Origin of the sequence: Actinoplanes cyaneus, from assembly GCF_016862095.1 — a bacterium.
GTDB classification, from domain to species: domain Bacteria; phylum Actinomycetota; class Actinomycetes; order Mycobacteriales; family Micromonosporaceae; genus Actinoplanes; species Actinoplanes cyaneus.
In genome coordinates this window covers 119877-132348 of sequence record NZ_BOMH01000028.1, presented here as the reverse complement: position 1 = coordinate 132348, position 12472 = coordinate 119877, and the positions used below count along the sequence as shown (strand labels likewise).

Annotated in this window: 10 protein-coding genes; all 10 read left to right on the top strand. The window is 70.5% G+C overall.

The window, feature by feature from the left end; translation table 11 throughout:
• The first annotated feature begins 1415 nt into the window (after window positions 1-1415).
• The 10 genes from Acy02nite_RS18475 to Acy02nite_RS18430 all read left to right on the top strand — a co-directional run bounded on the left by Acy02nite_RS18475 (window position 1416) and on the right by Acy02nite_RS18430 (window position 12220).
• Window positions 1416-2357, top strand: coding sequence for a hypothetical protein (locus tag Acy02nite_RS18475; protein WP_203742187.1), 942 nt, complete (start codon window positions 1416-1418; stop codon window positions 2355-2357).
• Between the two features lie 80 nt (window positions 2358-2437).
• Window positions 2438-2890, top strand: coding sequence for a DUF948 domain-containing protein (locus tag Acy02nite_RS18470; RefSeq protein WP_203742186.1), 453 nt, complete (start codon window positions 2438-2440; stop codon window positions 2888-2890).
• A gap of 13 nt (window positions 2891-2903) precedes the next feature.
• Entirely contained in the window at window positions 2904-3194 is a 291-nt protein-coding gene (locus tag Acy02nite_RS18465; protein WP_203742185.1) for a hypothetical protein, read from the top strand.
• Entirely contained in the window at window positions 3191-5872 is a 2682-nt protein-coding gene (gene alaS / locus Acy02nite_RS18460; protein WP_203742183.1) for an alanine--tRNA ligase, read from the top strand. The genes Acy02nite_RS18465 and alaS overlap by 4 nt, the downstream gene beginning before the upstream one ends.
• A gap of 241 nt (window positions 5873-6113) precedes the next feature.
• Window positions 6114-6575: a Holliday junction resolvase RuvX gene (gene ruvX, locus Acy02nite_RS18455; RefSeq protein ID WP_438820863.1), complete on the top strand. Its 462-nt coding sequence runs from the start codon at window positions 6114-6116 to the stop codon at window positions 6573-6575.
• Entirely contained in the window at window positions 6576-7757 is a 1182-nt protein-coding gene (mltG, locus tag Acy02nite_RS18450; protein ID WP_203742179.1) for an endolytic transglycosylase MltG, read from the top strand. It abuts the gene before it with no gap.
• Between the two features lie 143 nt (window positions 7758-7900).
• Complete coding sequence (gene mltG / locus Acy02nite_RS18445; protein ID WP_203742177.1) at window positions 7901-9097, top strand: endolytic transglycosylase MltG; 1197 nt, start codon at window positions 7901-7903, stop codon at window positions 9095-9097.
• 120 nt (window positions 9098-9217) lie between these two features.
• The gene (locus tag Acy02nite_RS18440; protein WP_203742536.1) at window positions 9218-10075 is read left to right on the top strand and encodes a shikimate dehydrogenase; all 858 of its coding nucleotides are present in this window, start codon (window positions 9218-9220) and stop codon (window positions 10073-10075) included.
• 386 nt (window positions 10076-10461) lie between these two features.
• Window positions 10462-11640 carry a chorismate synthase gene (aroC, locus tag Acy02nite_RS18435; protein ID WP_203742175.1) on the top strand — a complete coding sequence of 393 codons (1179 nt, stop codon included), beginning with the start codon at window positions 10462-10464 and terminating at the stop codon, window positions 11638-11640.
• A 76-nt stretch (window positions 11641-11716) separates the two neighbouring features.
• Window positions 11717-12220 carry a shikimate kinase gene (locus Acy02nite_RS18430; protein WP_203742173.1) on the top strand — a complete coding sequence of 168 codons (504 nt, stop codon included), beginning with the start codon at window positions 11717-11719 and terminating at the stop codon, window positions 12218-12220.
• Window positions 12221-12472: the final 252 nt, after the last annotated feature.

Here is a 12472-nt window from a genome sequence, read left to right as displayed (position 1 = left end):
GTCCGGCCCAGCGCCCCGGCAACGGGCAGCTGCAACCCGACGAGGACGGTTTCACCACCGACCGGCGCACGGTGGACGGCGGCCACACGGGTGCGGTGGTGCCCGGTCAGGCCGGCCCGGGGCGGCGTGGACGCGGCGAGCCGCAGGGCGGCCCCCGCCGGGGCCCGGCGCCCGACCAGAGCATGGGCAACCCCGAGCAGAGCCAGGGCTTCCCCGCCGGCATGGGCGGCCCCGAGCAGAGCCAGGGCTTCCCCGCAGGCATGGGGCACCCCGATCAGAGTCAGGGGTTCCGCGCGGGCGCGGGTGCGCCAGATCAGAGTCAGGGCTTCCGGGCGGGCGCGGGTGCGCCGGATCAGAGCCAGGGGTTCCGGGCCGGTATGGGTGCGCCGGATCAGAGTCAGGGCTTCCGGGCGGGCATGGGTGCGCCGGATCAGAGTCAGGGCTTCCGGGCGGGTGCGGGAGGACCGGACCAGAGTCAAGGATTCCCGGCGGGAGCCGGCGGGCCCGATTCCAGCCAGGGTTTCCCGGCCGGGACCGGTGGCCCGGAACCGACCTCGCGCGGCCGGCGGCGACGGGCCGTGCCGGAGCAGAGCCAGGGCTTCCCGGCCGGCGCCGGTGGGCCGGTGTCGCCGGCTCCGGGTCCGCGCGGCGGTGGCCCGGCGCGTGGTGGCGCTTCGGTGGCCGGAGCGGCGCGGGTCGGTGCGGCGGGTGCCGCTGCGGTTCCCGGACCCAGTGGTCCCGGAACCGGCTCGGCACGAGTACCCGGTAACGGCCCGAACGGTCCCGGCGTTCCCGGTGGCCCGAACGGTCCCGGCGTTCCCGGTGGCCCGAACGGTCCCGGTGGATCGGGACCGGGCGGCCCCGGTGGACCGCATGGTCCCGGCCGGCCGGGTGGGCCCGGCCCAGGTCGTGGCGCGGCGTCCGTGCCGGTGCCCGGCCAGGGCGGACCTCATGACGGCGAGCCCGGTGGCCCGCCGCGCCGGGGAGCTGCCGCCGTTCCGGGGAACGGTCCCGAAACGGGTGCGATGCCGCGCCGGGGTGCTGCCGCCGTCCCCGGGAACGGGCCGGAGCCCGGCGCGCCCGGTCGTGGCGCGGCCTCCGTCCCTGTCCCCGGCAAGGGTGAACCTGATGCTGCCGGCCCCCCGCGTGGCGCCGCGTCCGTGGCCGTCCCCGGGGCCAACCGCGGCACCGGCTCCGCCGTCGTGCCCGCGAACGGGACCGGACCGGCCCGTGGCGCCGGAACGGCGGCTGTGCCCGGCAACACCGGGTCCGCAGCCGTCCCCGGCCGAGGCGCGGGCACCGCTTCGGTTCCCGGCACTGCGTCCGTTCCGGGTACGGCTTCGGTTCCCGGCACTGCGTCCGTTCCGGGTACCGCTTCGGTTCCGGGCACCGCGTCCGTTCCGGGTGTCGCCTCCGTGCCGGGCACCGCGTCCGTGCCCGCCCGTGGAAACGTGCAGGGCCAGGGCAGTGCTCCGGGCCGCGCGAACGCGCCGGGCTTCGGGACCGACTCGGGCTTCGGGAAGCCCCGGAGAAGGACGGACGGGCCCGACCACGGCACCGGAACGATCGCCGTGGCGCGCACCGGCGCCCCGAAGGCAGGGGCCGGGGCCACGCCCGTACGGGGAAACGGGAATGCGACGCCGGGCGAACCCGGCGCCGACGAGGACGCCGGGGCCGAAGGCGGTCTTGCCGAGCTGCGGCAGAAACTCCGGACGCAGCGGCGGCTCCGGCTGATCACGCTGTCCACGCTGGCGGCGGTCGTGCTGCTGGTGCTCCCGGCGTTCTTCGGGTTGCGCGCGATCAGCAGCGACCCGGTCTTCGCCTCCCTGAACGCGCTGGACGTGCCGGCCTGGGCGGACCAGAAGCCCGACGACAAGGGCAGCGGCAGCCGCTGGTGTTTCCTGGAGTGCCGGTTCCGTGAGCGGACCGCCGATTCGCAGCGCCCGTTCAAGGAGACCACCGAGGCCTACACGAAGGCGCTCACCGAGGCCGGCTGGACACCGTGGAAGGTGGCGGACTGCCCGGAGTCGCCGGTGAAGGCCGAGGAGGGCACGTACACCTGTTTCCGCCGTGACGAGTTCACTCTGGACCTGGCCGTGGGCCTGCCCGGCTGCGCCGTGGACCAGGTGGCCGCGGACGCGTTGCCGGCGGCCGGGAGCGAGGCCGCGGAGGCGGGCGCGACCGGCCCGGAGCAGTGCGACGCGTCGCAGGGATCGACGGTCAGCATCAAGGTGCGGGCGGCGATCGCCGACGAGCGCGGGAAGACGGACAGGAATCCGGGGCCGGTCGGCCAGACGCCGGATCCGGTCCTGAACGAGAATGATCCTCTTCTGAGTCCGACACCCCAGGCGTCGTGAAGCGGGTGGTGGTCACGGACGGTAGGGTCTGCACGTTGTCCCCGCCGAATCCGTGACCACCCGAAGAGGAGACGCGCTTAATGGACGCCGGAGAAATCGCTGGTCTGATCGCGGCGGGCGCCTTCCTGATGCTCGTCATCGTGCTGGCTTTCCCGATCCTGAAACTGGGCCGCACGATCGATGCCGCCACCCGCGGGATCAACGAAGTGGTCGACCGCACCGGGCCGCTGCTCGGCAACGTGAACACCACGGTGGAGAACGTGAACACCGCGCTCGGCCAGGCCCAGGTCACTCTGGACGGCGTGAACCTTCAGCTGGCCAAGGTCGACACGATGACCGACCACGCGCAGAACATCAGCGCCAATGTCGCGAACCTGGTCACCGTGGTCTCCGCCGCCGCGGCGAACCCGCTGGTCAAGGTCGCCTCGTTCGGGTATGGCCTGCGCAAGGCGAGCGCCGCCCGCCGGGCCGCCGAGGAGGACCGCGAGGTCCGTACCGAGCTCAAGCAGCGGCGCCGCCGCGCCGGCCGCTGAGAGGATCGCTGTCATGAAACGCCTGCTCTGGCTCGGTGTGGGCCTGGCCGTCGGTGCTCTTGTCGTGCGCAAGCTCACGCAGAAGGCCGAGGAGTTCACGCCCACCGGGATCGCCACCTCCCTCTCGCAATCCGCTGGCGGGCTCGTGGAGTCGATGCGTAGCTTCGTGGAAGACGTTCGCGACGGCATGGCCGAGCGGGAACAGCAGATCGCCCAGGCGTTCGCCGACGGCGTTCTGTACGAGGACAAGTTCGCCGAGCTGCGCGAGGACGAGCAGCCCGGTTCGCAGGAGGGAATTCGATGAAGACGGCGGAAGTCAAGCGGCGCTATCTGGCGCATTTCGAGGCGAACGGGCACACGGTGGTCCCGAGTGCCCCGCTGCCGGCCATCGACGACCCGAACCTGCTGTTCATCAACGCCGGCATGGTGCAGTTCGTGCCGTATTTCCTGGGTCAGCAGACCCCGGCGTTCACCCGTGCGGTCAGTGTGCAGAAGTGCATCCGCACGCCGGACATCGACGAGGTCGGCAAGACCAGCCGCCACGGCACGTTCTTCCAGATGAACGGCAACTTCTCGTTCGGCGACTACTTCAAGGAAGGCGCGATCAACCTCGCCTGGGAGTTGTCGACGAAGCCGGTGGCGGAGGGCGGGTTCGGGCTGGACCCGTCGCGTATCTGGCCCACGGTGTACCTGGACGACGACGAGGCGTTCGCGCTGTGGCGCAAGATCGGTGTGCCGGAGTCGCACATCGTGCGCCGCGGCAAGAAGGACAACTACTGGCACATGGGCATCCCGGGTCCGGCGGGCCCGTGCTCGGAGCTGTTCTACGACCGTGGCCCGGAGTATGGCAAGGACGGCGGCCCCGAGGTCGACGAGGACCGGTTCATGGAGTTCTGGAACCTGGTCTTCATGCAGAACGAGATCACCGACGTGAAGTCGAAGGAGGACTTCACGATCGTCGGTCCGCTGCCGAAGCAGAACATCGACACGGGCATGGGCCTGGAGCGCATCTCGTCGATCCTGCAGGGCGTCGACAACCTGTACGAGATCGACGAGGTCCGCCCGATCCTGGCGCGTGCCGCGGAGATGACCGGCAAGAAGTACGGCGCGCACTCCGGCCACGTCGCGGGCGAGTCGCACCCCGACGACGTGCGCCTGCGGGTGATCGCGGACCACGTGCGTACCGCGCTGATGCTGATCGGTGACGGTGTGGTGCCGGCCAACGACGGCCGCGGTTACGTGCTGCGCCGCATCATGCGCCGCGCGATCCGGGCGATCCGGCTGCTCGGCTGGCAGGAGCCGGCGCTGCCGATCCTGCTGCCGATCGCGCGGGACTGCATGTCCCCGTCGTACCCGGAGCTCGCCGAGGAGTTCGGGCGCATCTCCACGTACGCGTACGCGGAGGAGGACGCGTTCCTCTCCACGCTCAAGGCGGGCACCACGATCCTGGACACCGCGATCACCGAGACCCGCACGTCGGGCGGCAAGCAGCTCTCCGGTGACAAGGCGTTCCAGCTGCACGACACGTACGGGTTCCCGATCGACCTGACCCTGGAGATCGCGCAGGAGCAGGGCCTGCAGGTCGACCAGGAGGGTTTCCGCCGGCTCATGGCCGACCAGCGGAACCGGGCGAAGGCGGACGCGAAGGCGCGCAAGACCGGCCACGCGGATCTCTCGGCGTACCGGTCGGCGCTCGACGCCGGCGGCGCGGTCGAGTTCACCGGTTACCAGGAGGTCGTCCGCGAGTCCCGGGTCCGGGCGCTGATCGGCGACAAGGGCCGGGTCGAGGTGGCCGGCGAGGGCGATTTCGTCGAGCTGGTGCTGGACACCACCCCGTTCTACGCCGAGGGCGGCGGTCAGCAGGCCGACACCGGGGTGATCAAGGTCGGCGGCGGCCGGCTCGAGGTCGTCGACGTGCAGCAGCCGATCCCCGGCCTGATCGTGCACAAGGCCCGGGTGATCCAGGGCGAGGTGCGTACCGGGGAGAGCGGTCTCGCCGAGATCGACGTGATCCGCCGCAAGGCGATCTCGCGCTCGCACACCGCGACGCACCTGGTGCACCAGACGATGCGCAACTTCCTCGGCGAGTCGGCGACCCAGGCGGGCTCGCTGAACGCGCCGGGCCGGCTGCGGTTCGACTTCCACACCCCGGGCGCGATCAACCCGTCGGTGCTCTTCGACGTCGAGCAGCAGATCAACGAGGTGCTGCTGCGTGACCTGGAGGTCACCGCGTTCATCACCTCGCAGGAGGAGGCGCGGCGGCTGGGCGCGATGGCGCTCTTCGGCGAGAAGTACGGGGACGAGGTCCGCGTCGTCGAGGTCGGCGACTACGCCCGCGAGCTGTGCGGTGGCACCCACGTGGCGCGGTCGGGCCAGCTGGGCCTGGTGAAGATCCTCACCGAGTCGTCCATCGGCTCGGGCGTCCGCCGGGTGGAGGCCCTGGTCGGCATCGACGCGTTCGGCTTCCTGGCCAAGGAGCACCTGCTGGTGTCCCGCCTGGCGGACCTGTTCCGGGTGCCCGGCGACCAGGTCGCGGACCGGGTGGAGCAGACCGTCACGGCGCTGCGCGACGCGGAGAAGGAACTGGAGAAGCTCCGGGCGCAGATGGTCCTGGCCGGCGCGGGCGCGCTGGTCGACCAGGCGAAGGACCTGCGCGGGGTGGCGTTCGTCGGCACTGAGGCGCCGGAGGGCGCGGCCGGCAACGACGTGCGCACGCTGGCGCAGGACATCCGCGGCAAGTTCGACCCGGCGCGGCCGGCCGTCGTCGCGGTGACCTCCCGGGCGAACGGCAAGGCGTCGCTGATCGTGGCGATCAACGCGGCCGCGAAGGGCCGGGGCCTGTCCGCGGGCGACCTGGTCAAGGGCGCGCTGTCCGGCCGGGGTGGCGGCAACGCCGACCTGGCGCAGGGTGGTGGCGTTCCGGCGGCCGAGGCGCCGAACCTGCTGGCGTCGGTCGAGAAGTCGATTGCCGAGCTCGGCTGAGCACCGTCGCCGTCTGAGAATTGACTGGTAATGGATCCGTCGCCCAGCGCGACGGATCCTTTCCTTTTCCTTGAGAATTCCCAGCCCTGGCACAGGGGGCCGTTGTAACGGGGGGCGGAACAGTTAAGCTTTGCCCGCGATCGGGAGCCATGCATCGGCGTGCGTCGATAATGGTTCCCCCTCGTCGACAAGCCTGTTCGGGGACAAGGAGATGCGGTTTGCCGGCATGCAGGGAGAGAGCGTGACGCAGGGCTTCACCCGGGGGGTGCGCCTCGGGGTGGACGTCGGGCAGGTGCGGGTCGGAGTCGCCAAGTGCGATCCGGACGGCATCCTGGCCAGCCCGGTCGTGACCGTGGCACGGGATCAGCAGGCCGACGGGGACAAGATCCCCGCCGACATGGCCGAGCTGGCCCGGCTGGCGGAGGAGCACGAGGCCGTCGAGGTCGTCGTGGGTCTCCCGGTCGCGCTCAACGGGCGGGAGGGCGTGGCGGCCGGCCACGTCCGGGCGTACGTGGAGCGGCTCGGCGCGGTTGTCGCGCCGCGGCCCGTCGTGCTCTCCGACGAGCGGATGTCGACCGTCGTCGCCAGTCGTAGGCTGAGCGAGCGGGGCGTTCGAGGGCGTCGGCAGCGCGCGGTCGTCGATCAGGCGGCCGCCGTGGAGATCCTGCAGGGCTGGCTGGACGCGCAGCGGAGGCAGACTTAATTGAGCGACGACGACCTGGATTTAGCGTTCGAGAACGCCGAGGATCGAGGCCGCTGGAGACACGCCAAGAAGAAGGGCGGGAAGGGCCGGACGTTTCTGGCCTTCACGCTGGTCATCTTGCTGCTCGGCGCGCTCGGTGGTGTCGGCTACGTCGGCTTCGACAAGGTGCGGAGCTTCTTCGCCGTCGAGGATTACGACGGGCCGGGCAGTGGCGAGGTCGCCATCGAGGTGAAGTCCGGCAACACCGCGACCGACATCGCCAACACCCTCTACAAGGCGGGTGTGGTGAAGAGTGCGGCGGCCTTCGTCGACGCGGCCAAGGACAACCCGAAGAGCAAGGACATCCAGGTCGGATCGTATCTCCTGAAGAAGGAGATGAAGGCCGCCGACGCGCTGACCATGCTGCTGGACCTGAAGAACAAGAACGTCAACAAGATCACCATCCCTGAGGGCCTGATCTCGTTGCAGATCTTCGACCGGTTGTCGAAGGCGACCGGCATCCCGGTCGACGACTTCAAGACCGCCGCGAAGAACCCGCAGAAGCTCGGTGTGCCGGCGCTGTGGTTCAAGCGCAAGGACGGCAAGAAGGTCAATACGTCCGACATCGAGGGCTTCCTGTACCCGGCGACCTACGAGCTCCCCCGGGACGCCAAGGCCGAGGACGTCCTCAAGATGATCATCAAGAACTTCAACCGGGAGATGGACGACCTGGACTTCGTCAACCAGGCCGCCAAACTCAACATCTCGCCGTACGAGGCGCTGGTCGCCGCGTCGATCGCGCAGGTCGAAGCACTGCTGCCGGAGGACATGGGCCCGGTCGCGCGAGTGCTCTACAACCGGGCCTACACCGGTAAGTTCCCGTGCAACTGCCTGCAGCTCGACAGCACGGTCAACTACTGGCTGCGCATCAGCGGCAAGGACCCGAAGGCGTCGGAGAATCTGCTCGCCAAAGAGCTGCACGACCCGAAGAACCCGTACAACTACGACGTCAAGGGTATGGCGGTCGGCCCGATCAGTAGTCCTGGGGATGTCGCCCTCAAGGGTGCCATCGACGCTCCGAAGAGCGATTACTTCTTCTTCGTGACGATCGACAAAAAGGGCACCATGGGTTACGGCAAGACCTTCGACGAGCACAAGGCCAACATTCAGATCGCCTGCAAGAACGGTATTCCGCTCTGCTGAGTGAGTGATGTGCCACGTTGACGGCCGGTGGGTGAAACCTACCGGCCGTCACTGTGAGGTAGCGTCCAGGATCGATCCGTGGCACTCTTCGGCTCGTACTTCCAGCCGGGGGCTCGCAAGCCGGACTCACAGCGGAGGCGGTAATGCTCGACGACCTGGACGCGGTACTGGAGGAAGAGCAGCAGGCGACCGAGGACGAGGCGCGGCCCCGGGCCCGCAAGGCCGGCCGGGCCGGGCGGTCCACGATCGCGTTCTTCCTCAGTCTCGTCCTGCTCGGCCTGCTGGCCGGCGGCGGATGGTTCGCGTACAGCAAGGTGAAGGGGATCTTCGTCGCCGACGACTACTCAGGCCCAGGTGGGGCCGAGGCGATCGTCGAGGTGAAGTCCGGTCAATCGGCCACCGACATCGGCACCACGCTGTACAACCAGAAGGTCGTCGCCTCGGTGGACGCGTTCGTCGACGCCGCCAAGGACAACACCCGCAGCAAGAACATCCAGGCCGGGTGGTACAGGCTGAAGGTCGAGATGAAGGCGGCCGACGTGGTCAGCCTGCTGCTCGACCCGAACGCCCGCTGGGTCAACAAGGTGACCCTGCCGGAAGGGCTCTCGTACCAGCAGACGTTCCAGAAGCTGTCGGAGGCCACGAAGATTCCGGTGGCCGACTTCGAGAAGGCCGCGAAGGACCCGGTGGGTCTCGGCGTCGACCCGGCCTGGTTCACCCGCAGTGACGGCAAGAAGGCCGACCAGACCGACATCGAGGGCTTCCTGTACCCGGCGACCTACGAGCTCTCGCCGAAGGCGGACGCCACCGGCGTGCTCAAGGCGGTCATCGCGAACTTCACCGCGGAGATGGACCAGCTGGAGTTCCTCCCCACCGTGCAGAGGACGCGCGGCGGCATCACGCCGTACCAGGCGCTGATCGTCGCGTCGATCGCGCAGGCCGAGGCGCTCAAGGACGAGGACATGGCCAAGGTGTCCCGGGTCGTCTACAACCGGGCGTACGGGGACTTCCCCTGCCACTGCCTCGGCCTGGACAGCACCGTCAACTACTGGCTGCGGATCACCGGCAAGGGGACGAAGGCGTCCGAGCACCTGACGAACGCGGAACTGCACAACCCGAAGAACCCGTACAACACGCACGACAAGCCGGGTCTGCCCCCGGGCCCGATCGGGAACCCGGGCAAGGCCGCGCTCAAGGGTGCGATGAGCCCGACGAACAACTTCCCGTACTTCTTCTTCATCAGCATCGACACCAAGGGCACCATGGCCTACGGCAAGACGGCCGCCGACCACGACAAGAACCGGCTGCTGGCCTGCCAGAACGGCATCCCGCTCTGCTGACGGGCCACCGGGGACCCTGACGACCGGCCGGGCGCGGGGCGGGTGAAACCGTCCCGGGAGGTGGATTCCGTACACTACGGCGGCGACGTTTGGACCACGAGGACGGGGACCGCTGTGCAGATCACCAGTACGCGACGGGCCGCCGTCCTCGGCAAGCCGATCGCGCACTCGCTCTCCCCGGTGATCCACCGGGCGGGCTTCGCGGCTGCCGGGCTCACCGGGTGGACCTACGAGGCGATCGAGTGTGCCGAGTCCGAGCTTCCCGACCTGGTCGCCGGCCTCGGTCCCGAGTGGGCCGGCCTGTCGCTGACCATGCCGCTCAAGGAGGCCGCGCTCAAGCTGGCGACCTCCGCGACACCGGTCGCGATCGCCGCCGGCGTGGCGAACACGCTGGTCCGGCAGGCCGACGGCTGGCACGCCGACAACACCGACGTCCCGGGCATGGTCCGGGTCCTGCGGGAGGCGGGCGTCGGCAGGAGCACCGGCCGGCACGCCGCGAAGGAGGCCCCGCCGCGGGTCACCGTCCTCGGCGGCGGGGGCACCGCCCGTGCCGCGCTCGCCGCCGCGTCCGAGCTGGGTGCCGAGACCGTCACCGTGGCCGCCCGCCGCGCCGAGTCGATCACCGAGCTGGAGCCGGTCGCCGGCGCGCTCGGCCTCGAGCTGACCGGCGTCGCCTGGTCCGCCGCGGCGGCCGCCTTCGACACCGACGCGGTGATCTCCACGGTTCCCAAGGGCGCCGCCGACCATCTCGGGGCCGAGGTCACCTGGCGCCCCGGCACGGTCCTCTTCGATGCGATCTACGACCCGTGGCCGACGCCGCTCGCGGCCTCCGCGGCCGCCGCTGGTCTCGCCGTCGTGTCCGGTCTCGATCTGCTGCTGGCGCAGGCGCTCAGCCAGTTCGAGCAGTTCACCGGCGTCGCCGAGGCGCCGGAAGAGGCGATGCGGGCCGCTCTCGACGAGGCCGTCCGCAGCCGCTGACCACGTTCGAAGACGCCGGCCGGAGCCGCTGACGGCATTCGGCGATGCCGGCCGGAGCCGCTGACCGCAGACCGCAAAAGATCAAGATCAAGTTCTTCATTGCCTGCCTCCGCTGTGGTCCGGATCGTCGCTCCCGCGGGGACCCTTCCGGGCCGAGCAGGGCGCGGGGCGCCCAGAACGCTCAGCCCTCCAGGGCGACCTCCGTGGGTGGTCGCGGTCAGAGCAGGAACCCCACTGAAGCGAAGCCTCCGGGCGGGTCCCGCTTCCGCGGGGCGGTGTCCGGAGCAGGTGATATGCGAAGGCCCTGGACGGGGTGGGTGTCCGGAACGCGGGATGCGGTGTACCACTCGCCGGACCGGGTTCGGGCCCGTGCCAGACTGTGAACCGTGTTGCGCTGGCTTACCGCAGGTGAATCGCACGGTCCGGCTCTCGTCGCGCTGCTGGAGGGTGTTCCCGCCGGCGTGGAGGTGACGAGCGCCGACATCACCCGTGACCTCGTGCGCCGCCGCCTGGGCTACGGCCGCGGCGCCCGGATGAAGTTCGAGCAGGACGAGGTCGAGTTCATCGGCGGCGTCCGGCACGGCCTCACCCTGGGCAGCCCGGTCGCGATCCGGGTCGGCAACACCGAGTGGCCCAAGTGGGAGACGGTCATGTCGGCCGACCCGGTCGACCCGGACGTGCTCGCGGAGCTGTCCCGCAACGCCCCGCTGACCCGCCCGCGTCCCGGTCACGCCGATCTGGCCGGCATGCAGAAGTACGGGCACACCGACGCCCGCCCGATCCTGGAGCGCGCCAGCGCCCGGGAGACCGCGGCCCGCGTCGCCGTCGGGGTGGTCGCCAAGCAGTTGATCAAGCAGGCGCTCGGCATCGAGATCGTCTCGCACGTGATCGAGCTCGGCTCGGTCGCCGCGAAGTCCGGCCTGATCCCCACGCCGGACGACTTCGACCGCATCGACGCCGACCCACTGCGCTGCCTCGACCCGGACGCCAGCGCCCGGATGGTCGCCGAGGTCGACGCCGCGAAGAAGGACGCCGACACGCTCGGTGGCATCGTCGAGGTCTTGGCCTATCACGTCCCGCCGGGTCTGGGCTCGCACGTGCAGTGGGACCGCAAGCTCGACGCCCGGCTGGCCACCGCCCTGATGTCGATCCAGTCCGTGAAGGGCGTCGAGATCGGTGACGGTTTCACCCAGGCACGTTCGCGTGGCTCGGTGGCCCACGACGAGATCGTCCCGACGCCCGACGGCGTGCGCCGCGTCACCGACCGGGCCGGTGGCCTGGAGGGCGGCATCACCAACGGTGAGCCGCTGCGGGTGCGGGCCGCGCTGAAGCCGATCTCCTCGCTGAACCGGGCGTTGCAGACCGTCGACATCGTCACCGGCGAGCCGGCCACCGCCATCAACCAGCGGTCGGACGTCTGTGCCGTCCCGGCCGGCGCGGTGGTCGCCGAGGCGATGGTCGCGCTGGTGCTCGCGGAGGCCGCCACCGAGAAGTTCGGCGGCGACTCGGTTGCCGAGATCCGCCGCAACCTCACGTCGTACCGGGAAAATCTGGTGATCCGCTGATGGCCCCGGCCGCCGCTCGTCCCCGGATTACCCGGCTGATGGGGTCGGCCGCTGTTCGTGCCGGGGTGACCCGCTGATGGCCCCGGCCGCCGTCCTGGTCGGCGTGATGGGCGCGGGCAAGAGCACTGTGGGTGCCGCGGTCGCGCAGGCGCTGGGCGTGCCGTTCGCCGACACCGACACGATCATCGAGCAGCGCGCCGGCAAGCCCATCCCGGAGATCTTCGTCGACGAGGGCGAAGCCGCGTTCCGCATCATGGAGCGCGAGGTCGTCACGGAGATGCTGGCCGATTTCGACGGGGTCCTGGCCCTGGGCGGGGGAGCGATCCTCGACGACTCCACCCGCAAACTGCTCGCCGGCCACACGGTCGTCTACCTGTCGGTCGAGCTCTCCGACGCGCTGAAGCGTGTCGGTCTCGGGGCCGGCCGGCCGCTGCTGGCGATCAATCCCCGCGCCACCCTGAAGTACCTGCTGGAGCAGCGTCGACCGTTGTATCTGGAGGTCGCCACGCACACGGTCGTCACCGACGGCCGCGAGCTCGCGGAGATCGCCCCCGAGGTCGTCGCCCTCCTCGCCGGCTGAGGCCCCTCGGCTGGTTCTCATGGGCGTTATGAGGCACGAATAACGCCCATGAGAACCAGCCGGGACCGCCACCCGCGCCGCCACCGCTACCACGCCGAACCTCGCGCTACGGTCGCGCCGGGCTACGGTCGCGCGGGGCTGCGGTCGCGCTCTGCGACGATGCCCCCGCGCCGCCTCACGGCCGCGCCGGCGCGCGGGTGTCTGTCGGTAGCCGTGACCGCTCGGAGAACCGCGACGATGGTGACCCGCTGT

Bases quoted from the DNA above. Each gene is read 5' to 3' on its own strand.
- Acy02nite_RS18465 (WP_203742185.1), top strand. From the start codon at position 2,904: ATGAAACGCCTGCTCTGGCTCGGTGTGGGCCTGGCCGTCGGTGCTCTT.
- alaS (WP_203742183.1), top strand. From the start codon at position 3,191: ATGAAGACGGCGGAAGTCAAGCGGCGCTATCTGGCGCATTTCGAGGCG.
- Acy02nite_RS18470 (WP_203742186.1), top strand. From the start codon at position 2,438: ATGGACGCCGGAGAAATCGCTGGTCTGATCGCGGCGGGCGCCTTCCTG.
- Acy02nite_RS18430 (WP_203742173.1), top strand. From the start codon at position 11,717: ATGGCCCCGGCCGCCGTCCTGGTCGGCGTGATGGGCGCGGGCAAGAGC.
- mltG (WP_203742177.1), top strand. From the start codon at position 7,901: ATGCTCGACGACCTGGACGCGGTACTGGAGGAAGAGCAGCAGGCGACC.